We start from the raw sequence: 25,255 nt of genomic DNA, 5'->3' as shown, positions 1-25,255 counted from the left end.
CTCTAATCATGTTGTTGGAGGAAGTATCCAACGCCTCTACGTGTCACAATGTATTCTGGATGAGATGGATCATCTTCAATTTTTTCTCTTAAACGGCGAATTGTTACGTCCACAGTACGAACATCACCAAAATAATCGTAACCCCACACTGTTTGTAGTAAGTGTTCACGTGTCATGACTTGACCCATATGTTTAGAAAGATAATGGAATAGCTCGAATTCACGATGCGTTAATTCAATGTCTTCTCCACGTTTTTTAATTGAATATGCATCTGGATAAATCACAATATCTTTAATTGTAATTTCATTTGTCGCACCACTTACTTCTTGAGCTGGTTGTGAATAATGACGGCGTAAGTTCGCTTTCACACGTGCGATGAGTTCACGAGTACTAAATGGTTTAGTTACGTAATCATCTGCACCTAATTCAAGGCCTAATACTTTATCAATTTCAGAATCTTTCGCTGTCAGCATGATAATCGGCATTTCATACTTTTTACGCACTTCACGACATACTTCCATACCATCTCTACCAGGTAACATGATATCAAGTAAGACGATATCTGGTTCTTCTTCATAGATTAAATCTACTGCGTCATTACCGTCATAAGCGCAATATACGTCGTAACCTTCTTTTTTTAAATTAAATTCTAAAATATCAGCAATTGGTTTTTCATCGTCAACTACAACAACTTTTCTAGCCATATATTATAAACCTCTTTTCTCAAAGTGTAGTTCTTCCGTTCGTTTACATTGCTAATGTTATATCAAATTTTCGAAGTGCTTCATTATTATTCTGTTCTCTATATAACATATAGCTACCTATTATATAATTTACCATTTATGAACGGTTAATTCTATTTTAGTATTTAAAATTATAGAATAATATTATTTATAATTTTACCATTGAAATACAGTTCCGCAAAATAAGTTAGACTTTTGCAATATGCTTGACGCTTTTGTTTAGGTTTATCATCATATTTTATCGTTTTCGTATATGTCAAAAGTGCCGTAATGACAGTATTTTTAATTATAGAAATATAAGCATGTATAGGAATATTAAGTTTTCATTGCATGTTAAATAAAGTAGGTAATGTGAATCAGAAAGATTAGTAAAGTGAAGGTACAATGTTGTATGTAAAAAAGCATAAAAAAATGCCTACCCTATTGGGTAGGCAATACGGTCCCGACGGGAATCGAACCCGCGATCTCCTGCGTGACAGGCAGGCGTGTTAACCGCTACACTACGGGACCTAGAATGGTGACTCCTACGGGACTCGAACCCGTGTTACCGCCGTGAAAGGGCGGTGTCTTAACCGCTTGACCAAGGAGCCGTTCTTAAGCACAAGATAGATTATAGCATAGCTCTACTTTTGATGACAAGATATTTTTTACATAAATTTAATAATATTTTTGGTTCGTTAATCAACCAACACAATCATACTATGAAGCTTACTGTGGAGAAGAATAAAACCGTTGATTTCATTCAAAACTAATTTCAAATTGCTATTTTAAAATAAAACTGGAGTAGGACAAAAGGAGATTGAGAATCATTGTCCTACTCCAAAATAAATAACAGGCGACCATTAAGTTGTGGCCGCCTGTTTAAATATGATTCACTGCAAATATTGATAGATATGAGTTAAAAAGCTTTTTTACATTCATGCATATAGCACTAAGAATAATGTTAATCATTTCGTTCAATGCGTTCAATGCTCTAATTAAACAAAACTCACATGCTTTCTTAACGTTTTATTCTACCAAAGTTGCTCTAATAAATTCGTTTGTTCGCGGTCTGGACCTACTGAGAAGATTGAAATATGGACACCGCATAATTCTGAAATACGCTCTAAGTAATTACGTGCATTCTCAGGAAGTTCATCTAAACTACGACAACCTGTAATGTCTTCAGTCCAACCTGGAAGCTCTTCGAAGATAGGTTTACAACGTCTTAATTGATCTAAGTTTGCTGGGTATTCAGTAATTTTTTCACCATCTAATTCGTAAGCAGTACAAATTTTAACTGTGTCTAATCCTGTTAAAACGTCGATTGAGTTAATTGAAAGATCTGTGATACCACTTACACGACGTGAATGACGTAATACAACTGAGTCGAACCAACCTACACGACGTGGACGTCCAGTAGTTGTACCATATTCACGACCCACTTCTCTAATATGGTGGCCATCTTCATCAAAAAGTTCAGTTGGGAATGGACCGTCACCTACACGAGATGTATATGATTTACATACACCAATCACTTTAGACACTGATGTAGGGCCAACACCTGTACCTACTGTAACGTTACCTGCAACTGGATTACTAGATGTAACGAATGGATATGTACCATGGTCGATATCTAACATGACACCTTGTGCACCTTCGAATAATACCTTTTCATCAGCCACATTTGCATCGTCTAAAATTTTAGCTGTGTCTGTCACATAGTCTTTTAAACGTTGACCTGCAGCATAATATTCGTCAAAGATTTCATCGAATGTTGGACAAGTTTCGTTAAACATGCCTTTAAAGTATGCGTTTTTATATTCAATATTTTCTTTAAGTCGGCGTTCGAATGTTTCCTTTTCTAATAAGTCTGCCATGCGAATACCGATTCGTTGTGCTTTATCTACGTATGCTGGGCCGATACCTTTTTTCGTTGTACCAATTTTATTATCGCCACGACGACGTTCTTCATATTCGTCTTGAGCTAGGTGATAAGGTAAAATGACTTGTGCGCGATTTGAGATGCGTAGATTGTCAGTTGAAATACCACGTTCATTTAACCCATCTAGTTCTTTTAATAATGCGACTGGATCTACAACTACACCGTTACCGATTACTGCTAATTTATCTTTATAAAAGATGCCTGATGGCACTAAGTGTAATTTGTAAGTTTCTCCACCGAATTGAATCGTATGTCCCGCATTGTTACCACCAGAAAATCTAGCAATTACGTCTGCTTGCTCTGCTAAAAAGTCTGTTATTTTACCTTTACCTTCGTCTCCCCATTGTGTCCCAACTACTACGATTGATGACATATGAGCACCTCCAAGTTTTTCTCGTTTAACCACTAGGTATTTTACCAATATGATTTTGAATTTGCAAATAAAAATCGAACATTAATTAGCGTTCGATAACGCATCATCTTTCAGTATTTTTTCTGTGCAAAATCACTTTCAAACGTTTCTATGACAGTTATTCAAAGGACATCTAAGTAAAACATATACACATACTTCCAACATTTTTAAAAGAGAAAAACAAAATAAAAACCGTACAATAAACAGTTTACAACAATTATTGTACGGAAAAATATTTTTTATGACATATCTGCATGAGCATAATCAATGTCTGTAAATTTATTATATTGTTTCATAAAGTGAAGTTTCACAGTACCTGTTGGACCGTTACGTTGCTTGGCGATGATGATTTCAATTTCACCGTTATCATCATTTGTCTGTGGTTCAAAACCAGCATCGTCATCATCTTCATCACCTTCACCACGATTATAATAATCATCACGATATAAGAAAGCGACAATGTCGGCATCTTGTTCTATAGACCCAGATTCACGAATATCACTCATCATAGGACGTTTGTCTTGTCGCTGTTCAACGCCACGTGATAACTGACTCAGTGCAATAACTGGGCATTCTAATTCACGTGCAATCGCCTTAAGTGTACGTGAAATCTCTGAAACTTCTTGTTGACGGTTATCTGAGAAACGTGATCCGCTTCCTTGAATCAATTGTAGATAATCAATCACAATCATATCAAGACCGTGCTCTTGTTTGAGCCGACGACATTTAGAACGTAAATCATTGATACGGATACCTGGCGTATCGTCTATGAAGATTTTAGTTCGTGATAGCTTACCTACCGCAATCGTAAAGCGACTCCAATCTTCTTCAGTCATCGTCCCAGTTCTTAAACGATTGGAATCAACGTTACCAGAACTACAAATCATACGTGTTGCTAATTGGTCGGCGCCCATCTCAAGTGAGAAAATACCGACAGTATACATATCTTCATGTGTGGCAACCTTTTGCGCAATATTTAAGGCAAAGGCAGTCTTACCTACTGAAGGACGTGCCGCTAGAATGATTAAATCATTACGGTTAAAACCAGCAGTCATTTGATCTAAGTCACGATAACCAGTTGGAATACCTGGTGTTTGACCACTATTTTGATCGAGTTCTTCTGCGGTCTCATATACCTGTCCTAAGACATCTCTAATATCTTTAAAACCATCACTTTCTCTAGTAGAAGATAGTTCTAAAATACGTCGTTCGGCGTCACTTAAAATCGTATCTAATTCTAATTCATCATTATAGCCATCATTCGCTATACTATCAGCGGTTTGAATAAGTTTCCGTTTCAACGCATGTTTAAAAACGATATCCGTATAGTACTGAACGTTTCGTGTTGTCGGTACACTCGTCGATAGTTCGGCAAGATATTGAGGGCCACCCGCTTCGTTCAAGCTACCTTCACTTGATAATTGATCCATCAATGTGACAACATCAATTTCCTTATTATCCTCATTTAGGTGCATCATTGCTCGAAAAATATGTTGATGGGCGCCTCTATAAAACGACTCAGGAAGCAAGACTTCCTGAGTAGTATTAATGAGTTCTGGATCTATAATAATGGCACCTAAGACAGATTGTTCAGCTTCATTGCTATGTGGCATTTGATTTTGCTCATACATTCCATCCATTATCTACTTACACCTCTTATTTCAATCCATCTTTTATTTTATCGTCATCTGATATTGTCACGAGATACACTACAGATATTTCAGAGGTTAACAAATTGTATAAGTCATACATCTTATATAATTGCACCTATAATAGTAATCATGTACTATCCTCGCGTCATATCTTTAAATTATTGTTCTACAGTGTGCACACGGATTGTACCTTCGACTTCTTTGTCTAATTTCACTGGAACATTAGTATATCCTAGTGCATGAATACCATGCGGTAAGTCCATTTTACGTTTGTCGATTTTAATATCATGTTGTTTTTTTAGTGCTTCGGCAATTTGTTTCGTACTGATTGAACCAAATAGTTTGCCGCCTTCACCTGTTTTAGCTGATACTTCAACTTCGATATCTTTTAACTGTTCTTTAAGTGCTTTTGCATCATCGATTTCTTGTTGTCTATCTGCTTCGGCACGTTTATTTTGTTGTTCTAATTGTTTTAAGTTACCAGGAGTTGCTTCTACAGCATATTTATTTTTAAGTAAGAAGTTATTTGCGTAACCTACTGGTACATCTTTAACTTCGCCTTTTTTACCTTTACCTTTAACATCTTGTGTGAAAATTACTTTCATGCGTCTTCACTCCTACTCATTTGTTCTGTAATTGCTTGTTGTAATTGTTCTATTGCTTCATCTATTGTCGCACCTTTTATTTGTGTCGCAGCATTTGTCAGATGGCCACCGCCACCTAACGCTTCCATTGTTAATTGAACATTTATGGAACCTAAAGAACGTGCTGAGATACCAATCAGGTTGTCTTCACGTTTAGCTACTACATAAGATGCTTCAATGCCTTCTAAACTTAACAACTCATCGGCAGCTTGTGCAACCGTTACAGGATGATAAATTTTATCATCTGAACCATGTGCAATGGCTACACCTTGATCTTGTATCTTAACTGTTCTTATCAATTCTGAACGATTGATATACGTATCGACATCATCTTTTAAGAAATGCTGCGTTAAGATTGTATCAGCGCCATGTGCACGCAAATAACTTGCGGCATCAAATGTTCTGGAACCTGTTCTTAACGTAAAGTTTCTTGTATCTACTATAATACCTGCATACATGACAGTTGATTCTAAACGAGTCAATCTCTGTTCAGTTGGTTGATATTCTAGTAATTCCGTTACGAGCTCAGCAGTTGAGCTAGCGTAAGGTTCCATATACACAAGTAATGGATTTGAAATAAAGCTTTCGCCACGTCTATGATGATCAATGACTACTTTGCGATTTGCTTTATTTAAGACATTTTCATCTAAGACCATTTCAGGTTTATGTGTATCTACAACAACGACAGTCGTCTTAGAAGTCATCATATCCCAAGCCTCATCCGATGTTACAAAGCGTTCTTTTAGTTCCGGTTTCTTATCAATCTCATCCATAACACGACGTAATGTCGGATCAATATCAGAATCATTAAGAACGATAAATGCCTCTAAATTATTCATTGATGCAAAGCGCGAAACTCCGATAGCTGCACCTATAGCATCTAAATCTGGTCGCTTATGTCCCATAACGATAACTTTATCGCCTTCAGTAAGAATATCTTTGAGGGCATGTGAAATCACACGAGCACGTACACGCGTACGTTTTTCCATAGGGTCAGTCTTACCACCATAGAATCTTACATTGCCGTTCATATTCTTAATTGCAACTTGGTCACCACCACGACCTAACGCGAGGTCTAAACCAGATTGTGATAATTCACCTAAATCAATAAGGTTCTCCGTGCCTTCACCTACACCAATACTTAATGTTAGTTGTGCGCGGTAACCCACACTCTTCTCTCTTAATTGGCTTAAGATTTCAAAATTAGAATCTTCTAGTTCAGCCAATATTTTTTGGTTAAAGTAAGCTACAAATTGATCTGAGTTGTAACGTTTGAAGTAAATATTGTAATCTTGTGCCCAACGACTAATCACACGTGTCACCATAGAGTTAATTTCAGAACGTTGTGTATCGTTCATATTTTGAGTGATTTCATCGTAATTATCTAAAAATATTGTTGCAATAATCGGCTTGGAATCTTCATATAGTTCATTTGTACGTTCAGTTTCAGTCATATCAAAGAAGTATAAACAATGCTCGTTTTCTGAATATCGTACATGATAGTAATAATTGTTGTTTTCTATTTCTACTTCTTGAACTTTTTCCAGTTGTTTTAATATGTTAGGGAAGACTTCATTGACATTTTCAGAAATCACATTCGTTTCAATGTGATCTGTCATAAATTGGTTCATCCACTCAATGTGATTATCTTCATCTAACACAATCATCCCTATAGGCAAGTGCTTAATCGCCTTGTTACTACTTGCCGAGATGTGACCACTTAAATCATCCACATAACTATCCATTTTTAGAAATGCTTTTCTCAATAACACGCCACTAATAATAATCATCACAATGAGTATAGCTGTAGCAATACCTGCTACTAATTGGTTAAAAATAAACCACACGACGACAAGTGCTATGGCAGTGAGTACCATTAAAATAAACGGTATGAGCAAAGCTTTTTTAGTGGATTGACGGTTCATTCTTCCACCTCTAATCACTTTTTAATCATCATTTTTTTATTATTTTCTTTAAATTAATACATAAATCAATTACCCCAAGTAATCCAACAATATGCGTTGCCGGTGTAAGAAGTGTCCCTACTACCATAACAAGAATTGTTGCGAAGTTCGGCCATCTTTTAGCTTTACCAAAGAAGTGAATGACACTTAATCCTTGGATGTACATCACTAATGATAACACAACATCAAAGTTTAACACGATGCTTTGGAACGTACTTGGTTCACTTGCAATCATGACACAAATAAGTACTATAAGATAAAACCATAGTAAATTACGGCTCATTTGCCATGCGAATAAAGGTTTAAAAATAGGTGTTGCTACTTTAAATTTGCGTAAAATTGGAAATGTAATAATCAGATTAATTAAGACAAAAATGAAAATAACTATAATTAGAAAACTAGGGAGTTGGACCGTCATTTGTCGGAAACTTTCCTCAAGAATCTGTCTATAGTTTGAATCGATTCCACTTGTTAAGAAAGCCTGATGCATTGCATTTTTAAAAGGCTTAATTAATACAGCTGCCGTCGGGATTTTATCGAATGTTTGTAATAACATCCATCCAATAAGTGTAACTAAACTTAATGAAGCTGTTGAAATATAAAGAATTCGTTCTTTAGATGTTCTTTCCTTAAGTAATTGTCCAATAATCGCACTTAATAATAAGATTAAGACCATCATACTTAAGACAAATGTATTACCTAATAATGTTGTAAGTACAACTGTTACTAATGCGCTAATTCCGAATGATTGTATGGAACGATTCCATAAAACAATACCGGGAATCGTTGCAAATAAACATAAAATCAAGCCGAGAACAGGTAATACATGTGTTACTAAAGCGACTACTAATAATGAAATAATTGCTAAAATAGTTGCTTTAGGTTGTATTTTTGAAAACACATACGCCACTCCCATACTTTTTGACTATAACTCCTATTTTAACCTCTTTGCTAAAATTTAACAATAAAGTAAAGTCATACTACCAGTGACAGGTTATGCATAAGTACGACATATGAAATATGCTTTGCTTATATAATCTTCTGTAGGACTATTTTTATGCCAAATAATACTTATCTTATTCCAAAGAAAAATTTACCTACTCTGCACTGTTTAGTATTTCTTATGCGTGCTCATGGGGATTTTGTTCTATTATAAAACTTTCCTATTTACGTCGGAATTGTTTCAGATTTAAGAAATGATATAAATTAGGCGCCCAATCATTAAAATTTAGAAGAAAACCATCATGTCCAACATTATCTGGTACGAAGAAATGACGATGATATTTAAAACGTTCTCCTAAAGCTCTTACTTGATCATCAGGATAAAGTAAATCATCAATAAAGCCCATAGTTAGTACTTTCGTTTCCAACGATTGAAAGACTTCATCAACATCATCTCTCCCTCTATCTAAATGATGACTATCTAAGACGTCTAGCAGTGTTAAATAACAATTTAAATCGAAATATTCTTTGAACTTATCACCTTGATGTTGTTGATAGCTCACTACTTCATCTGGTGTAAAACGTTGATCATAACTTTTAGACGATCGATACGTGAGGAAGCCGAGTTGACGTGCGATACTTAAACCTTCTTTACCACCTATATGTATAGCTTGTCTTGCAATCTCGTTAAAAGCACGACTATAGGAGGACGTTTTATCAGTAGCGGCTAATATGATTGCTTTTTCCACCTCGAATTGACGATTATAAAGCAATTCCATCGCTTGCATGCCACCTAAACTGCCTCCAATGAGAATATTAATCTTCTTAAATTCTAATGCTTGTATACCTAACTCAATAGCTCTAACGATATCCCTCAATGTTAAATATTCTGGGAAGTTGTCATCATTTAATTTAGAACTCGAACCAAATGGACTTCCAATGACATTGAATGTAAGAAATTGATAATCATGAACTGGAATGTAGCCACCATCAATGATTTCTCGCCACCAGCCAGGTTGCGCATCCGTACCGTATGTTAAATGATTGCCAGTAAGTGCATGACAAACAACTACAAGGGGTTGACCAGGAAGTCCTACATGTTCATAACGTAGACGTAAATGATCAATCGTTTCACCAGATTCAGTTATAAACTCACCTAGTTCTAATGTATTAACCGTGTAATTCGTCATAATAGTTCCATACCTCCTTCAACTAAAAAAGTGCCTTACTCAAATGATGTAAAGGCACTTATCGTACTTATCATTCGAGTTGCTCGTTGGTATTAGCACCGTGCTATTTAAAGTCGGTTGCTGAAGCTTCTACGGGCCAAATCCCTCTGCTTCTCAAAATAAGGTTAGGTAATTTAATTGTATTGTGATGTAGAAATGTATTTCGTCTCTAATAGTCTAAATTTTCTAATTATTTTAATTTTAACTAACTTTTTCTGTAAGTTCAATGAATTGATATGATTTCCAAAGATTAAAAGATTAAACGTAAGCAAACAATGACAAATATACCTACGAGAATTGTCACTGTTAGACTACGTGTGAAAATAGCGAGCATCACAGTTGGCACGATTGCAATAATATAAGGTAAATTAAGCGTATAACCAAATGCATGATCATGTTGTTGAATTACACCATCTATAATAAGAGCTGTAAATAAAGTGATAGGAATAAAAGAAAGCCATTTAATTACAATTGCTAGTAAGTTGACACGCGATATCATAACAAATGGAATAACTCTAATGAGTAATGTGACCACGCCACATAAAATAATAAGTACTAATGTATGTAAATCTGTCGTCATTTGTCCATCACCACCCCTAACAATGCAGCAACAATTGCGGCTATTAAAATTGCTACGTATGAAGGTAGAATTGAACTTAGAAGAAGCATCATCACAATCACAAATACAATGAGTACAATATATATTCTCAATCGTGATTTCTTAATCCCTTCAAATTGAGATATACATAAAAAAAATAAACATTGCGGTAATGGCAAAGTCTAGGCCAAGCGCATCAGGATTTGAAATATACTCTCCGAAAATGGCACCGATTACACAGGAAACAGTCCAAAATAAGTAAGCAGTAATATTTAGTCCGTGTAGCCATCGATCGTTAATTTTTTCACCTTTAACATATGGTGTTATAGCAACGCCAAAAGTTTCATCTGTTAATAACGTTCCAAGCCCTACCCTATTCCAAAATCCATATTGCTTATAATTAGGTGTTAAAGTCATACTTAATAAGAACATTCGAGAGTTAACGATAAGTGTTGTAAGCACAATTGCAGAAATAGGGGTGCCTGCAATCACTAATGTACAAATAATAAATTGGGCTGCACCAGCATAAATAATCAGACACAATAAAATAATTTCTAAAACACTGAAATTTTGGGAGACTGCCACAATTCCAAACGATAGTCCTACACTAGCATAACCAAGTAACGTGGGAATACACTCTTTCACACCTTGTTTAAACGTAAGGTGAGTCATATTATCATCCCCAGTCTCTCCAATAAAATAATAAAATCAGTCTAATACACTTAATTATTTTATTCAATATATTTAAAGACCGGTATGTGTGACGTCATACATACCGATGTCTAAAGAAGTTAATATGTAAAGGTTTTATTTTTCAGAATTTTCTTTCTTATTTTTAGACCCTCTTTTTAACTTTTAGCTTTAAAATCAAAATGTTTACAACATTACTTTTAAAAATTATCAAAAAATAATAGTTACTGAACTTTTGCAACTCTTTAAAACATCATTGATTTTTAATTTTTTATTAAAATTTTATTTAGAAATAGTAATTTTCAAAAGATACTTAATTTTGTTTGATATAATCACACCATCAAATGAAACGAGGTGTAACAATATTGAATTGGCAACGTAAATGTATACTAACTACTTTGTTGGTTTTAAGTAGTTTATTTTTAGTATTTTCGACTATCACATATGCGAGTGAACGTGATTTTAAAGACAGTCTTAAAATCACTACACATAACGTGTATTTCTTACCTACTGCTATCTACCCTAATTGGGGACAATCTCAGCGCGCTGATTTAATTTCAAAAGCAGATTACATTCAAAATCAAGATGTCGTGATTCTAAATGAATTATTTGATAAAAAAGCTTCAAAAAGATTGTCAACACGTCTACATTCACAGTACCCTTATCAAACACCTATCGTTGGTAAAGGTACAGAAGGTTGGCAAAATACTTCTGGTACTTATAGAAAAATTAAAAAAGTAAGTGGTGGCGTTGGTATTGTGAGTAAATGGCCTATCGTACAACAAGAACAACATATTTATAAAAAAGGTTGTGGGGCTGATATGGCAGGTAATAAAGGCTTTGCCTACATTAAAATTAATAAGAATGGCAAATACCACCATATTATCGGAACACATCTACAAGCTGAAGATCCAACATGCTTTAAAGGAAAAGATAAAGACATTAGACAGAGTCAAATGAGTGAAATTAAACAGTTTATAAAAGACAAGAATATCCCTAAAAATGAACCCGTCTATATCGGTGGTGACTTAAATGTCATTAAAGATTCAGATGAATATCAACAAATGGCAAATAACTTAAATGTTTCATTACCTACTCAATTCGATGGTAATGCATATAGTTGGGATACTAGCAGTAATAGTATTGCGAAATATAATTATCCTAAATTAGAACCTCAACACTTAGATTATATTTTATTAGATCGTGACCATGCACAACCAAGCTCATGGCATAATGATACACATAGAGTGAAGTCACCAGAATGGTCCGTGAAATCTTGGGGAAAAACATACAAATACAATGATTACTCAGATCATTACCCACTCTCAGGCTATGCATCAAATGAATAGGACGATTGATACATTTAATTATTAAATTTTAATATTTAGAATAGGAGCTATATGAAACATTGGCATTATACTTCGAATTTCATATAGCTTCTTTATGATATTATTTTATGGTTATATAAAAATAAACGTTGTTTGACAAACTAAGTTAAATATTTTGAATATGAATGATAACGTTTAAAAAATCAATTTCCACTATTTTATATTTTTACAGGCGTTATCTAAAAGATAAATACTTGCTATTTCATGTACTATTTTCATGATTTTATAACTCAATCTATGACAATAAATATTCACTATTTTTTAGACATTCGTTTGTGTGACGTCAGACAACCGTATCTATAAAATCGCTTTTATACCAGTATTTTAAATCGTGAAAATCATTTTAAACTATTTTAGACATCCATCCCTAATTGAATATAAAAATACCAATTTCGCCTTTATATATTAAAAAACTGTCGATAAGTTTATAGAATCTTATCGACAGTTAAATAACTTTTTAATATTGTAATCATCTAGTTAAGTTTATATGATTATTTGATTGGTTTTTCAATTTTAGTTTTGCCACCCATAAATGGTACTAATGCTTCAGGAATTGTTAATGTACCATCTTCGTTTTGATAGTTTTCAACGATGGCTGCAAATGTACGACCTACTGCTAAACCACTACCATTTAATGTGTGTACTAATTCTGGTTTAGAAGCAGCATCACGTTTGAATCTGATATTTGCGCGACGTGCTTGGAAATCAGTACAGTTAGAGCAAGAACTGATTTCTTTATAATCATTGTAACTTGGTAACCAAACTTCTAAATCATATGTTTTACTAGCACTGAAACCAATATCGCCAGTACATAAGATAACACGACGGTATGGTAAACCTAATTCTTCAAGAATAGCTTCAGCATTTTGTGTCATTTCTTCTAAAGCATTCCAAGAATCTTCAGGTTGTACAATACGAACCATTTCAACTTTATCAAATTGATGTAAACGAATTAACCCTCTAGTATCTCTACCAGCTGATCCTGCTTCACTACGGAAACATGCAGTTTGAGCTGTAAATAATTCAGGTAGTACACCTGGTTGAATAATTTCATCTCTATAGAAGTTTGTTAAAGGTACTTCTGCAGTTGGAATCGTATATAAGCCTTCTTTTTCAACTTTAAATAAATCTTCTTCAAATTTAGGTAATTGACCTGTTCCAAACATCGTATCAGCATTCACTAATTGAGGTGTCATCATTTCAGTATAACCATGTTGCGTTGTATGTTTTGTCAACATGTAATTCATTAAAGCACGTTCAAGTAATGCGCCATCTTTAGTTAAGTATACGAAACGAGCACCAGATACTTTAGCAGCACGTTCAAAGTCAGCCATTTTTAATTCTTCAACTAAATCCCAGTGCGCTTTTGGTTCAAATTCAAAATCACGTGGCGTACCCCATTTTTTAACTTCAACGTTTTCTTCATCAGAATCACCTTGAGGTACGTCTTCATTAATTAAGTTAGGAATACGAATTAAGATATCTCTAATTTTATTATCTACTTCATTAAGTTGATTATCGATATCTTTAATTTCATCACCTAAATGACGCATCTCAGCAATGACGTCATCAGCGTCTTCTTTATTACGTTTCTTTTGAGCTATTTCTTCGCTCACTTTATTTCTTTTCGCCTTCATCTCTTCAGTTTTACTGATTAATTCACGGCGTTGTTCATCTAATTCTAAAACTTGGTCGACAACTTTAGGATCGTCGCCTCTTAATTCAATTTTGCTCTTCACTTTCTCAGGTTCATTTCTAAATAAACGAATGTCTAACATGTAACCTTCATCCTTTCCCAAATAAAATATATTCAATTTTATGGATGACTTCGTGTGATAAAACAATAAAAAAAGACCACATCCCAGACAAGGGACGTGGTCTACGCGTTGCCACCCTATTTAACAATTTCAAGTAAATTAAAAGCATTTACCTCAAATTGCGCTTAACTAAAATAACGGTTATTACCGATTGTTCACATATAGTAGGTAGATTCACATGAATGTCGATTACTTGTTCTCACTTACCACAAGCTCTCTGAAATCGAACTATCTATGCTACTTGTCCTACGAACAATACTTTATTAACTTAATTTTAATATAGCAAAGTCATTATCACATTTCAAGTTATTTTAAATTTGCAACAATTACGTCATATTTAGATGAGCTTATATGCAACACTTTTTAAATAATTAGTGTCCCGCTTCTACAACTTGTTGAAACTAAATATTTTGTTCTGTGTAATAGTAGATACATTGTGACGATATACATACAAATTTTCTCGGATGAGAGGCGGGAGAATTTCAACATTATTATAATTAACTGCTTGTAATGTCACCTTACGTTCTATTTCCATTTAATATTTTTAATTAAATAAATAAAACTGCTACATTATGCTATCAGTCTACTAAAATAATGAATGATACATGACGATGTGAATAGAGTTTCATTTAACTATTGACGAATGTCAGATACAGGTATAGTATTCTTAATTGTATTTAGAAGAGATGATTTAAAATCACATGTAAACAATTGTTTGAAATAAATAAAAAGATTCGTGAAATAAAAGCAAACATAAGACTTACAACATTTTAAGAAATAACATGTTATGGGAGGTTATATCGTTATGAAAACGTTAGATTCTGTTAATATTCCTATAAGAAAAGACGAAACACATAAAGGTGACTATGGTAAAATTTTATTAATCGGTGGATCAGCCAATATGGGTGGCGCAATCATGCTTGCTGCACGCGCTTGCGTTTATAGTGGAAGTGGGCTCATTACTGTAGCAACACACCCAAATAATCATGCTGCGCTACATTCTCGTTGTCCTGAGGCGATGGTTATAGATATTAATGATACTAAAATGCTTACGAAAATGATTGAAGCAACTGATAGTATCCTTATCGGTCCAGGTCTTGGAGTAGATTTCAAAGGTAATAATGCCATCACGTTTTTACTTCAAAATATACAACCACATCAAAATTTAATTGTTGACGGAGATGCTATAACAATATTCAGTAAGTTAAAACCTCAAATTCCTACATGTCGTGTTATATTCACCCCACATCAAAAGGAATGGGAGCGTTTGAGCGGTATACCTATTGAAGAACAGACATATGAACGTAACCTTGAAGCGGTAGAACGTATTGGCGCGACAGTAGTATTAAAACAACATGGTACGGAAATCTATTTCTGCAATGATGATGTCTATAAATTACCTATTGGCACACCTGCTATGGCTACAGGTGGTATGGGTGATACACTTGCGGGCATGATTACAAGCTTCGTAGGCCAATTTGATAATTTTAAAGAAGCTGTTACAAGTGCAACTTACATGCATAGTTTTATCGGTGAAAAATTATCTGACACAATGTATGTTGTTCCACCTTCACGTCTAATTAGTGAAATACCGTATGTGATGAAACAACTTGAAGGTTAACAGATATCAGAATTAATTACTGTGTTTATCAGTAGTGGTAAATTGAGAAAGAACATTGTTGAAAGAGACAGTTATATTTTAGACACCCTCTATTGAAGGGGGTCTAAATGTATGGAAATGATTATTCATTTATCCTCAATGTATGGTGCTACAGAGGTTATAAAGGACAAATCAATTTAATATAAACAAGAAATTAAAAAATGCATGAGACATAGCTATGTCTCATGCATTTTAGCGTATTGGACGTCGATGACTGAGTTAGAAAATAACCTCATTACAACTCTAGTCCGACTTCCCTATATAAACTTTTGTTCATAAAATCTACAGATAGTTTAATTAAGAGTTACGGGCAGAACAACGAACCCTATGTTTCTGTCTTACTCCCTTTTTAATTATTCATCACTATCTTCTTCATTATCTGAAGCACTCTCGATATCTTCATTCACTCTATCCATAAAATCTTGTCTGATATCAATACGATCATCATTTTCAGGAGATTCTACAGATTCCATTTCTGCATCACCTTCTGTATGAATCGCATTGCCTGGTGTCTGATCATCCACTACCTCTTCTACATCTGCTGTTTCAGTAGTAGTAGATTGTTGCGCTTCATCTGCATTTTCCTCATTATCGTCTTCTTCGTTTACTTTAGCAACAGTAGAAACAAATTGACCATCTCCGAGTTTCATAAGGCGTACACCTTGTGCTGCACGTCCATTTTGAGAAATATCATGAACGTCAAGACGAATAATAACACCAGCGTTAGTTACAACCATTAAATCCTCTTCACCGGTTACAGTTGTGATACAAACGATGTTACCATTACGCTCGGTAATTGTCGCAGTTTTGATTCCTTTACCACCACGATTTGATAAACGATATTCGCTAACAGGTGTACGTTTACCGTAACCATTTTCAGTAACTACTAATACTTCATCTTCACTTTCTGAATCTGCAACATCAAGACCAACGACAGTATCCCCTTCACGTAGAGAAATACCTTTCACACCTGCTGCTGTACGGCCTAATGGGCGTAATGTAGATTCAGAAAATCTAATTAATGATGCATGTGCAGTTCCAATAAGAATATCTTCATTACCTGTTGTTAGACGTACTGCAATTAATTCATCATCTTCTTTAAAGTTAATTGCAATTTTACCGTTTTTGTTAATACGGGAGAAGTTACTTAATGATGAACGTTTAACGATACCTTGTTTTGTCGCGAATACGAGATAATCTTCTTCACTTTCAAGGTCTTTAACTGCAATCATCGTACTTATTGTTTCGTCATTTTCGAGTTCAATCGCATTAATAATAGGTATGCCTTTGGATTGACGTGACAACTCAGGAACTTCATAACCTTTGAGTTTATATACACGACCTTTATTCGTAAAGAACAGAACATGATCATGTGTACTCATTGTTACCAATTGACTAACGAAGTCCTCATCCAACGTGTTCATACCTTGTATGCCACGACCACCACGATTTTGAGAACGATATGTAGATACTGGTAAACGTTTAATATAGTTATTATGACTTAATGTAATAACAATTTGTTCTTCAGGGATTAAGTCTTCATCTTCAAGATCTTCTAGACCACCTAATTGAATTTCAGTGCGACGTTCATCGCCGAAACGTTCTTTAATTTCAGTCAATTCATCACGAACTAATTGTAATAGTACTTCTTCATCAGCTAAAATCTCTTCTAACTCTTTAATATATTCTAGAAGTTCATTATACTCAGATTCTATTTTATCTCTTTCTAATCCAGTTAAACGTCTTAAACGCATATCTAAAATTGCTTGAGCTTGACGTTCAGTTAGTTTAAAACGCTCTTGTAAACTTGCCATCGCAATTTTATCAGTGTCCGATTCACGAATTGTTGTGATAATTTCATCAATATGATCTAGTGCTATTCGTAAACCTTCTAGAATATGGGCACGGTCTCTTGCTTTTTTAAGATTATATTCAGTACGTCGTCTAACCACTGTTTTTTGGTGTTCTAAGTAATGGATAAGTGCTTCTTTTAAATTGATTAGTTTAGGTCTACCATTCACTAAAGCAATCATATTCACACCAAATGATGTTTGTAATGGAGTTTGTTTATATAAATTATTTAAAATAACACTCGCATTTGCATCTTTACGTACATCAATAACTACTCTTACACCTGTACGCAAACTTGTTTCATCACGTAAATCTGTAATACCGTCGATTTTCTTATCTCTAACTAACTCTGCGATTTTTTCAATCATACGCGCTTTATTGACTTGGAAAGGTATTTCCGTTACGACAATACGTTGACGGCCACCACCACGTTCTTCTATTTCAGCACGAGAACGCATTTGAATTGACCCACGACCTGTTTCATAAGCTCGACGAATACCACTTTTCCCTAGTACTAAACCGGCTGTAGGAAAATCAGGACCTTGGATGTCTTCCATCAGCTCATTAATTGTGATGTCTGGATTCTTACTTAAACTGAGCACACCATCAATAACTTCAGTTAAATTGTGGGGAGGAATATTTGTAGCCATACCTACGGCAATTCCTGCCGCACCATTTACTAGTAAGTTAGGGAAACGTGCAGGTAAGACTGACGGCTCTCTTTCATTACCATCATAGTTGTCAATAAAATCAATTGTGTCTTTGTTGATATCACGTAAAAGTTCTAATGTTATTTTAGTCATACGTGCTTCGGTATAACGCATTGCGGCTGCCCCGTCACCATCCATAGAGCCAAAGTTACCTTGACCATCTACAAGTGGATAACGATAACTAAAGTCTTGGGCCATTCTTACCATTGCTTCATAAATTGAAGAATCACCATGAGGGTGATATTTACCCATGACATCCCCGACTATACGTGCAGATTTCTTATAAGGTTTATCGGGCGTCATACCTTGTTCATTTAAACCATAAAGAATACGACGATGTACTGGCTTTAATCCGTCTCTAACATCAGGTAATGCACGAGAAACGATAACACTCATAGCATAGTCTAAGAATGATTCACGCATTTCACTGGTTATATTTCGTTCATTAATTCTTGATTGAGGTAATTCAGCCATCAAGAGATCCTCCTTCAAAAGTTCAGTTCATAGTGTCTAGAAATCTAGGTTGGCATAAACTGCATTGTCTTCGATAAATTGTCTGCGATTTTCTACTACATCGCCCATTAACATTTCAAATGTTTGGTCTGCATCAATTGCATCTTCAAGTCTCACTTGCAACATAGAGCGATGTTCAGGATTCATAGTCGTTTCCCATAATTGGTCTGCGTTCATTTCACCAAGACCTTTGTAACGTGCAATTGACCATTTTGGTGACGGGTTTAATTCTTGTTTCAACTTGTCTAGTTCTCTATCGTTAAATACATAATATTTTTGTTTTCCTTGTGTTAGTTTATATAAAGGCGGCTGAGCAATATAAACGTAGCCCGCTTCAATTAAAGGTCTCATGAAACGATAGAAGAATGTAAGTAATAACGTACGTATATGTGCACCATCAACATCGGCATCAGTCATGATTACGATTTTATGATAACGTGCTTTTGATATATCGAATTCTCCTCCAATACCCGTACCAAATGCAGTAATCATTTGACGAATTTCGTTATTGTTTAAGATACGATCTAAACGTGCTTTTTCCACATTCAAAATTTTACCTCTTAAAGGTAAAATGGCTTGTGTTCTTGAATCACGACCAGATTTAGTAGACCCCCCGGCAGAGTCACCTTCTACCAAGAAAATTTCACTTTCTTCAGGGTTCTTACTAGAACAATCTGCCAATTTACCTGGTAAGCTTGAAACGTCTAATGCTGATTTACGACGCGTAACTTCACGTGCTTTTTTGGCAGCCACACGTGCGCGTGAAGCCATAATACCCTTTTCAACAATAATGCGTCCTACAGATGGATTCTCATATAAGAAACGTTCAAAGTGTTCAGAAAATAATCTATCAACAACTTGACGTACTTCAGAGTTTCCTAATTTTGTTTTAGTTTGTCCTTCAAACTGAGGATCGCCATGTTTAATTGATACGACTGCTGTTAAACCTTCCCGTGTATCTTCACCTGAAAGTCTATCTTTATCCTCTTTAATAATCTTACTTTGCGTACCATAGCTATTTAAAACGCGTGTTAAAGCACGTTTAAAGCCATCTTCATGCGTACCACCCTCGTATGTATGAATATTATTCGCATACGTTAATAAGTTGGTTGCATATCCACTGTTATATTGAAGTGCAATTTCCACTTCAATATCGTCTTTAGACTGATGGATATATATAGGTTCATCGTGAAGAGGTTCTTTATTCTCATTTAATAAATCTACATAGGATTTAATCCCGCCTTCATAATGATATGAGTCTTCTCTAACTTCCTCTTCTCTTTCATCTTTTAAAGTAATTTGAATACCTTTATTTAAGAAAGCAAGCTCACGTATACGCTTTTGAAGTGTTTCATAGTTATAAACTGTTGTCTCTGTAAAGATTTCTTTATCGGCTTTGAATCGAATAGCTGTACCTGTTTTATCTGTATCGCCAATTTCTTTAAGATCAAATTGTGGCACACCTTGTTTATAGGCTTGATGATAAATCGTGCCATTACGATGTACATAAACTTCAAGATCTTGTGAGAGTGCATTAACAACTGAAGATCCAACACCGTGAAGACCGCCAGATACTTTGTATCCGCCACCTCCGAATTTACCTCCAGCGTGAAGTACAGTTAAGATAACTTCGACAGCAGGGCGTCCCATCTTTTCTTGAATATCAACAGGAATACCACGGCCATTGTCAGTAACTTTAATCCAATTGTCTTTCTCAATTACAACTTCAATATGACTAGCATAACCTGCTAATGCCTCGTCAATACTATTATCAACAATTTCCCATACTAAATGGTGCAACCCTCTTTCTGAAGTTGAACCAATATACATACCCGGTCTTTTACGAACCGCTTCGAGACCTTCTAAAACTTGTATCTGTCCAGCACCATAATTATCTGTGTTGTTTACATCTGACAATGTATTCACCATCACTTTCTCGTTACTTTAGTATTTCACCTTGACTAATACGGTATAACTTAGCGTTATTCATTATTTCATGATCTATTCCTTCAACTGACGTAGTTGTCACAAATGTTTGTACTTTATGTTGAATCGTACTTAACAAATGTGTTTGACGTGAATCATCAAGCTCACTCAAGACATCATCTAAAAGTAAGATTGGATATTCTCCTACTTCAATATTCATTAATTCAATTTCTGCCAACTTAATTGACAGCGCAGTGGTACGTTGCTGACCTTGTGAACCATACGTTTGAGCATCCATGCCATTTACATTGAAACTTAAGTCATCACGATGTGGGCCATAGAGACATACGCCTCGTTCTTTTTCTCTTTGTAAATTGTCATTTAACAATGCTAATACTTCTTCAATTAACTCAGATTGATTGGCTTCATAATTACTTAACTTCAAACTTGGAACATAATCGAGTGTCAGTGTCTCTCGATCATTTGTGATACCTGCATGAATGGGTTGTGCAAGTGTTTCTAATTCCTTTATAAAGTGCTCTCGACGTAACGTAACCTTCAGTGCATATTCAGCAAATTGTTGGTTTAAGACTTCTAACATTGTTGTATCTGTCTTCTGCCCAATTTGTAACTGTTTAAGGTAATTGTTCTTTTGCTTTAGAATACGCTGATATTGAGCTAAATCATTCAAATAGACAGCAGATATTTGTCCTAACTCCATATCTATGAATCGTCGACGTATTTGTGGTGAACCTTTAACGATATTTAAATCTTCAGGTGCAAATAAGACGACATTTAAATGTCCAATATATTGAGTTAGTCTGCTTTGCTCAAGATGATTTACTTTAACTTGCTTACCTTTTTTAGTTATAAACATCGTAAGCGGCATCGTACCATGTCTATAACTTAGCTCACCCTCTATTTTAGCATAATCAGACTTGAAACGTATGAGTTCCTTATCATTTGACGTACGATGACTTTTAGCAAGCGCTAAGGTATAAATTGATTCAAGTAAATTTGTCTTTCCTTGTGCGTTCTCACCAATAAGGATATTCACTTCGGGATGACAATCTAATGTCACCTGTTCATAGTTACGATAATTCTCTAATTGGAGTGTATTAAGTTTCATTGTTCACCTTGATGGATGATTAAAAAGGAACCCGTATCTTCAGGGATATCTGTAATATCAATGCGGTCGTTGTGTTCTAATTTTTTGCCACGTCTTGTTTCACGTTGTCCATTAATTAAAACCTCAAAATCCTGTAGAAACCATTTAGCTTGTCCACCTGATTCTATGATTCCTTCAGTTTTAAGAAATTGACCTAAAGTGATATTTCCTTCTACAACAACTTCTTGAACCAAAATTTCTCACTCCGTTTCTATATGTGTCATTAATATATTATACCGTTTTTTACTTTGAATTTCATTTAAAATAAAGAATGAAATCGTTTACTTTGATATATATTTTATTTTATCAAAAGCTGCTACAAATTTTATAATTTACTTACAATCATTTTAAAAACTTACACTGAATTTTAAATTTAAAGTGGTTTTTAGCACACTTTTTCCACAAGGGTAATTGAATACTCAAATATATTTATTATTGCTTTGAAAAGCGCTCAGTACATTTAAAATTAATTCTACATTCACGATAATTATCTCATTTGTCTATTTTAAGCTTTGAATGTTTGAAATGAGATTTGATATCAATATAAAAAAGCCTATGCAACAAATGCACAGGCTCCTTTGTATAAGAGATTTAGCAATCTAATCCGATTGTAACTTTAATTTTTATTAATATGTTCTAATAGGCAGAATTAATTGCGTTACAGAATCATCATCTTTTGGTTTTAAGATAAATGGTTTCATTGTACCAAAGAATTCTACTTCTACTTCATCATTATCAATGGCTTTTAAAGCATCCATCATGTATTTTGAGTTGAAAGAAATTTTCAAGTTTCCGCCTTCTACATCATTAGCGTTAACTTCTTCTTTAACAGTACCAATTTCAGGAGAAGTAGATGAAAGTTCAACTAATTCATTACCTGTACTTAATTTAATAACATTATTTCCACCTTCACGTGCTAATAAAGATGCACGATCAATTGCATGATAGAAGTCTCCATTGTTAATTCCTAATTTAATCTCATAATTTTCTGGGAATAAACGTGTCGTATCTGGATAATGACCTTCAAGTAAACGTGAGATGAAATTAATATTCCCCACTCTGAATAACACTTGGTTAGAAGCAAAGAAAATATCAATATCTTCGTCGCTGTCACTCATAATTTTGTTTAATTCAGATAAAGCTTTACCAGGAATGATGACATTTTTATTTTCTGATTCATCTTCTAACTGTAATTTTCTTACAGCTAAGCGGTGTGAATCTGTTGCTGTGCATATTAATTCATTATCTTGTATAAGCCAGTTCACACCAGTAAGTACTGGTCGTGTTTCTGAGGTGGACACTGCAAAATTAGTTTGTGCAATGATATTTTTTAGTACCTTAACTGACAATTGAATAGCGTCATCTCGTGATACCTCAGGTAATAATGGATATTGATCAGGATCTAGTCCACTTAAGTTAAATTCTGAATGACCTGATGTTATTAACGTTTGGAATTGTTCATTAGTTGATAATTTAACTTCTTTTCCAGGAAGTTTTTTAATAATATCAACGAAGAAACGACCAGGAAGTACAACTGATCCTGTTTCTGTAATTTCAACAATTTCTTCACCATCAACTTGTTTTGGAATAGTGATTTCTATTGATATTTCTGAATCTGACCCAGTTAAAATGACTTCATTTTCTTTAGCATCAATTTTGATACCTGTTAAAATCGGTAAAGTTGTTCTAGGTGAGATAGCCTTTAATGTGTCGTTAAGTTGATTAATAAAATAATCTCTTTTAATTGTGAATTCCATCATTAAATTTAAACTCCTTCCAGTCGTTTATATATAATTATATAGGTTTTAAATTCATAGTAATAGTAGTAGGCACTGTGGATTGGTGGATAAGTCTAAAAAACTTACGAATAGCACAGTTATACACATGTGGATAAACTGTGTATGTTGTGTATTATTTTTTCACATTATCCACAATTGCTATTGTTATTCAGAGGGACAACTCCCCATCTTTTTAAGTGTTTAGGAATTGATTTACATAGTAATTATTCCCTAAAAGACAGTTTACAATCTGCTAATTTTCAATTTATTCAATATGGATTTATTTCCCATTACTGATTTCTAATTTCTTTTTCTAAGTTTTCTACTTCTTGCTTAAATGTAGGATCAGACTTGATATCATTTGCAATCTTTTCATGGGCATGGATAACTGTTGTATGATCGCGACCTCCAAATTCTTCACCTATCTTAGGTAATGAAAAATCAGTTAATTCTCTAGATAGATACATAGCTATTTGTCGTGGGTAAGCAATTGACTTTGTACGTTTTTTGGCACTAAAATCTTCAATTCTTACACTATAATACTGACCAACTACCTTTTGGATATCTTGAATTGTAATCTTTTTAGACTTAGGTGACTGAATGATATCTTTTAACGCTTCTGCAGTGAGTTCGGTTGTAATAGGTTTTCCTTGTAATTTGGAGTACGCTAAAAGTCGAGTTAATGCGCCTTCAAGTTCACGAATATTTGATTGAATTTGGTTGGCGATGTAATTCAAAGCTTCTGGCGGAATATCAAGATTTTCTTCTTCAATTTTCTTTTGTAATATTGCCATTCTTGTTTCGTAATCAGGTGGCGTGATATCAACTATTAGTCCCCACTCAAAACGAGAGCGAAGACGGTCTTCCAGCTTAGCAATTTCTTTTGGTGGACGATCACTTGAAATAACGATTTGCTTATTATTTTGATGTAATTCATTAAAAGTATGGAAGAACTCTTCTTGCGTTTGTTCTTTATTTTGAATGAATTGAATATCATCAATTAATAAAACATCAATTTTACGATACTTTTCACGAAATGCTTCAGTTTCATTATCACGTATTGATTTAATAAATTCGTTTGTGAATTTCTCACTAGAAGTGTAAATGACTTTAGCATTAGGTTTGTTGCTAAGAACATGATGCCCAATTGCATGCATTAAATGTGTTTTACCTAGACCTACGCCTCCATATATAAATAATGGATTATAAGCTTCTGCCGGTGCTTCTGCAACAGCTAAACTTGCAGCATGTGGGAAACGGTTACCAGGTCCAATGACAAATGTATCGAATGTATTGTGCATATTAAATTGTTCTTTTCCCCAAGTCTTATCATCTATAGAAGAATGTTGTACTTGGGGTTCTTGAACTTCTTGTGTATTTACATTGTTGTAGGATGCAAGTTCATCTTCTGAAATAAAATGTGGTTTCACTTCATAACCGATGACATCATAAATAATAGCCTGCATAATTTCTGAATATCGCTGATTAAGCCAACTCGCATTGAAAGGCAGACTTACTAATATAATGGCTTCGTCATTTTTAAGTGAGTAGAGTTGCGTATCTTTTATGAACGTTTGATAACTAGTGTTTGAAATTCTTTCCTGGGCAATTTCTAAAACTTTATCCCAAATTTCTTTCTCTGACAT

Annotated in this window: 17 protein-coding genes, 2 tRNA genes, 1 pseudogene, 1 riboswitch and 1 other annotated feature; of the genes and pseudogenes, 2 read left to right on the top strand and 18 right to left on the bottom strand. The window is 34.4% G+C overall.

Features of this window, described 5'->3' with window-relative positions; genetic code table 11:
- Positions 1 to 2: 2 nt before the first annotated feature.
- The 11 genes and pseudogenes from yycF to FNL83_RS00050 all read right to left on the bottom strand — a co-directional run bounded on the left by yycF (position 3) and on the right by FNL83_RS00050 (position 10,780).
- The gene (gene yycF, locus FNL83_RS00105; RefSeq protein ID WP_001831816.1) at positions 3 to 704 is read right to left on the bottom strand and encodes a response regulator YycF; all 702 of its coding nucleotides are present in this window, start codon (positions 702 to 704) and stop codon (positions 3 to 5) included.
- 476 nt (positions 705 to 1,180) lie between these two features.
- Positions 1,181 to 1,253 (bottom strand) — tRNA-Asp (locus tag FNL83_RS00095).
- Positions 1,254 to 1,258: 5 nt separating this feature from the next.
- Positions 1,259 to 1,333: transfer RNA gene (locus tag FNL83_RS00090), tRNA-Glu, on the bottom strand.
- Positions 1,334 to 1,756: 423 nt separating this feature from the next.
- Complete coding sequence (locus tag FNL83_RS00085; protein ID WP_002455931.1) at positions 1,757 to 3,040, bottom strand: adenylosuccinate synthase; 1,284 nt, start codon at positions 3,038 to 3,040, stop codon at positions 1,757 to 1,759.
- A gap of 278 nt (positions 3,041 to 3,318) precedes the next feature.
- Positions 3,319 to 4,719, bottom strand: a complete 1,401-nt coding sequence (gene dnaB, locus FNL83_RS00080; protein WP_001831779.1) for a replicative DNA helicase — start codon at positions 4,717 to 4,719, stop codon at positions 3,319 to 3,321.
- Positions 4,720 to 4,889: 170 nt separating this feature from the next.
- The gene (rplI, locus tag FNL83_RS00075; protein ID WP_001831811.1) at positions 4,890 to 5,336 is read right to left on the bottom strand and encodes a 50S ribosomal protein L9; all 447 of its coding nucleotides are present in this window, start codon (positions 5,334 to 5,336) and stop codon (positions 4,890 to 4,892) included.
- On the bottom strand, positions 5,333 to 7,300 hold the full coding sequence (locus FNL83_RS00070) for a DHH family phosphoesterase (RefSeq protein WP_001832525.1): 1,968 nt from the start codon (positions 7,298 to 7,300) through the stop codon (positions 5,333 to 5,335). Before FNL83_RS00070 ends, rplI begins: the two co-directional genes overlap by 4 nt.
- Before the next feature lie 28 nt (positions 7,301 to 7,328).
- A complete protein-coding gene (locus FNL83_RS00065; RefSeq protein ID WP_002437319.1) occupies positions 7,329 to 8,255 on the bottom strand; it encodes a YybS family protein in 927 nt (308 codons plus the stop codon).
- Between the two features lie 247 nt (positions 8,256 to 8,502).
- Entirely contained in the window at positions 8,503 to 9,471 is a 969-nt protein-coding gene (gene metX, locus FNL83_RS00060) for a homoserine O-acetyltransferase MetX (RefSeq protein WP_002437318.1), read from the bottom strand.
- A gap of 64 nt (positions 9,472 to 9,535) precedes the next feature.
- A riboswitch (SAM riboswitch) is annotated at positions 9,536 to 9,636 on the bottom strand.
- 124 nt (positions 9,637 to 9,760) lie between these two features.
- Positions 9,761 to 10,090 carry an AzlD domain-containing protein gene (locus tag FNL83_RS00055; protein ID WP_002437317.1) on the bottom strand — a complete coding sequence of 110 codons (330 nt, stop codon included), beginning with the start codon at positions 10,088 to 10,090 and terminating at the stop codon, positions 9,761 to 9,763.
- A pseudogene (locus FNL83_RS00050) lies at positions 10,087 to 10,780 on the bottom strand (AzlC family ABC transporter permease). Before FNL83_RS00050 ends, FNL83_RS00055 begins: the two are co-directional and overlap by 4 nt.
- Positions 10,781 to 11,163: 383 nt before the next feature.
- Here FNL83_RS00050 and sph point away from each other — a divergent pair.
- The gene (gene sph / locus FNL83_RS00045; protein ID WP_002455929.1) at positions 11,164 to 12,147 is read left to right on the top strand and encodes a sphingomyelin phosphodiesterase; all 984 of its coding nucleotides are present in this window, start codon (positions 11,164 to 11,166) and stop codon (positions 12,145 to 12,147) included.
- A 530-nt stretch (positions 12,148 to 12,677) separates the two neighbouring features.
- On the opposite strand, the gene serS is transcribed toward sph, so the two are convergent.
- Complete coding sequence (gene serS / locus FNL83_RS00040) at positions 12,678 to 13,964, bottom strand: serine--tRNA ligase (RefSeq protein WP_002455928.1); 1,287 nt, start codon at positions 13,962 to 13,964, stop codon at positions 12,678 to 12,680.
- 87 nt (positions 13,965 to 14,051) lie between these two features.
- Positions 14,052 to 14,267 (bottom strand) — a binding site (T-box leader).
- A 541-nt stretch (positions 14,268 to 14,808) separates the two neighbouring features.
- Here serS and FNL83_RS00035 point away from each other — a divergent pair.
- Positions 14,809 to 15,624, top strand: a complete 816-nt coding sequence (locus FNL83_RS00035) for an NAD(P)H-hydrate dehydratase (protein ID WP_001831762.1) — start codon at positions 14,809 to 14,811, stop codon at positions 15,622 to 15,624.
- 392 nt (positions 15,625 to 16,016) lie between these two features.
- Here FNL83_RS00035 and gyrA read toward each other — a convergent pair whose 3' ends face one another.
- The 6 genes from gyrA to dnaA form a co-directional block, all read right to left on the bottom strand.
- Positions 16,017 to 18,698: a DNA gyrase subunit A gene (gyrA, locus tag FNL83_RS00030; RefSeq protein ID WP_001831812.1), complete on the bottom strand. Its 2,682-nt coding sequence runs from the start codon at positions 18,696 to 18,698 to the stop codon at positions 16,017 to 16,019.
- Between the two features lie 36 nt (positions 18,699 to 18,734).
- On the bottom strand, positions 18,735 to 20,666 hold the full coding sequence (gyrB, locus tag FNL83_RS00025) for a DNA topoisomerase (ATP-hydrolyzing) subunit B (protein WP_001831817.1): 1,932 nt from the start codon (positions 20,664 to 20,666) through the stop codon (positions 18,735 to 18,737).
- 10 nt (positions 20,667 to 20,676) lie between these two features.
- Positions 20,677 to 21,792 carry a DNA replication/repair protein RecF gene (gene recF, locus FNL83_RS00020; protein ID WP_002437307.1) on the bottom strand — a complete coding sequence of 372 codons (1,116 nt, stop codon included), beginning with the start codon at positions 21,790 to 21,792 and terminating at the stop codon, positions 20,677 to 20,679.
- A complete protein-coding gene (yaaA, locus tag FNL83_RS00015; RefSeq protein ID WP_001831806.1) occupies positions 21,789 to 22,025 on the bottom strand; it encodes a S4 domain-containing protein YaaA in 237 nt (78 codons plus the stop codon). The genes recF and yaaA overlap by 4 nt, the downstream gene beginning before the upstream one ends.
- Positions 22,026 to 22,457: 432 nt before the next feature.
- Complete coding sequence (dnaN, locus tag FNL83_RS00010; protein ID WP_001831813.1) at positions 22,458 to 23,591, bottom strand: DNA polymerase III subunit beta; 1,134 nt, start codon at positions 23,589 to 23,591, stop codon at positions 22,458 to 22,460.
- Between the two features lie 308 nt (positions 23,592 to 23,899).
- Positions 23,900 to 25,255: a chromosomal replication initiator protein DnaA gene (gene dnaA, locus FNL83_RS00005; protein ID WP_002455927.1), complete on the bottom strand. Its 1,356-nt coding sequence runs from the start codon at positions 25,253 to 25,255 to the stop codon at positions 23,900 to 23,902.

The organism is Staphylococcus epidermidis (assembly GCF_006742205.1).
Classification (GTDB): Bacteria; Bacillota; Bacilli; order Staphylococcales; family Staphylococcaceae; genus Staphylococcus; species Staphylococcus epidermidis.
The sequence above is the reverse complement of the archived record's forward strand: the minus strand, read 5'-3'. Positions and strand labels throughout refer to the sequence as shown.

Coding starts and splice junctions, on each gene's coding strand:
- FNL83_RS00085 (WP_002455931.1), bottom strand. CDS start 3,040: ATGTCATCAATCGTAGTAGTTGGGACACAATGGGGAGACGAAGGTAAA.
- recF (WP_002437307.1), bottom strand. CDS start 21,792: ATGAAACTTAATACACTCCAATTAGAGAATTATCGTAACTATGAACAG.
- serS (WP_002455928.1), bottom strand. CDS start 13,964: ATGTTAGACATTCGTTTATTTAGAAATGAACCTGAGAAAGTGAAGAGC.
- gyrA (WP_001831812.1), bottom strand. CDS start 18,698: ATGGCTGAATTACCTCAATCAAGAATTAATGAACGAAATATAACCAGT.
- gyrB (WP_001831817.1), bottom strand. CDS start 20,666: ATGGTGAATACATTGTCAGATGTAAACAACACAGATAATTATGGTGCT.
- dnaB (WP_001831779.1), bottom strand. CDS start 4,719: ATGGATGGAATGTATGAGCAAAATCAAATGCCACATAGCAATGAAGCT.
- yycF (WP_001831816.1), bottom strand. CDS start 704: ATGGCTAGAAAAGTTGTTGTAGTTGACGATGAAAAACCAATTGCTGAT.
- dnaN (WP_001831813.1), bottom strand. CDS start 23,591: ATGATGGAATTCACAATTAAAAGAGATTATTTTATTAATCAACTTAAC.
- rplI (WP_001831811.1), bottom strand. CDS start 5,336: ATGAAAGTAATTTTCACACAAGATGTTAAAGGTAAAGGTAAAAAAGGC.
- FNL83_RS00065 (WP_002437319.1), bottom strand. CDS start 8,255: ATGGGAGTGGCGTATGTGTTTTCAAAAATACAACCTAAAGCAACTATT.
- FNL83_RS00035 (WP_001831762.1), top strand. CDS start 14,809: ATGAAAACGTTAGATTCTGTTAATATTCCTATAAGAAAAGACGAAACA.
- dnaA (WP_002455927.1), bottom strand. CDS start 25,255: ATGTCAGAGAAAGAAATTTGGGATAAAGTTTTAGAAATTGCCCAGGAA.
- FNL83_RS00070 (WP_001832525.1), bottom strand. CDS start 7,300: ATGAACCGTCAATCCACTAAAAAAGCTTTGCTCATACCGTTTATTTTA.
- metX (WP_002437318.1), bottom strand. CDS start 9,471: ATGACGAATTACACGGTTAATACATTAGAACTAGGTGAGTTTATAACT.
- FNL83_RS00055 (WP_002437317.1), bottom strand. CDS start 10,090: ATGACGACAGATTTACATACATTAGTACTTATTATTTTATGTGGCGTG.